Source organism: Kocuria cellulosilytica (genome assembly GCF_040981245.1).
Taxonomy (GTDB): domain Bacteria; phylum Actinomycetota; class Actinomycetes; order Actinomycetales; family Micrococcaceae; genus Kocuria; species Kocuria cellulosilytica.
Window position 1 is genome coordinate 1 of the sequence record NZ_JAVFWZ010000127.1, and the last position, 537, is coordinate 537.

Below are 537 nucleotides of genomic sequence, written 5' to 3' on the forward strand. Positions count from 1 at the left end.
GGCACCTTCGGCCGGGCACGGGTCGCCAGGTCCTGGTGGGTCACCACGATGTCGAAGTCGTCGGTGAGGTTGGCGATCGCCGCGTTCGTGACCTTGACGTCGCTGAAACCGGCTGCCTTCACCTTGTTGCGCAGCACCGAGGCCCCCATCGCGGAGGACCCCATCCCGGCGTCGCAGGCGAACACGATGTGGCGCACCGGCCCACCCTCGGCCAGCGCCTGGGCGCTGTCGCCGCCGGTGTCGGCGCCGCCGCTGGTGCCCACGATGGCGGAGGAGACGGAGGACTTCTTGCCCTTCATCGTCTCCATCCGGGTGGTGGCCTCCGCGAGATCGCCCTCGCCCTTGTCCTTGGAGGCCTTCAGGATCACCGCCGCCACCAGGAACGTCACCACCGTGGCGATCGCCACACCGGACAGCACCCCCAGGTAGTTGCCCACCGCAGGCGGGGTCTGGGCCATCAGGGCAATGATCGACCCCGGCGCCGCCGGAGCCTGCAGCCCCGCCCCCAGCACCGTGAAGGTCAGCACGCCCGAGGCG

Annotated in this window: 1 pseudogene; it reads right to left on the minus strand. The window is 70.8% G+C overall.

From position 1 onward, the window contains the following. A pseudogene (locus RCG67_RS17325) lies at window positions 1–537 on the minus strand (PTS mannose transporter subunit IIA); the annotation flags it as partial.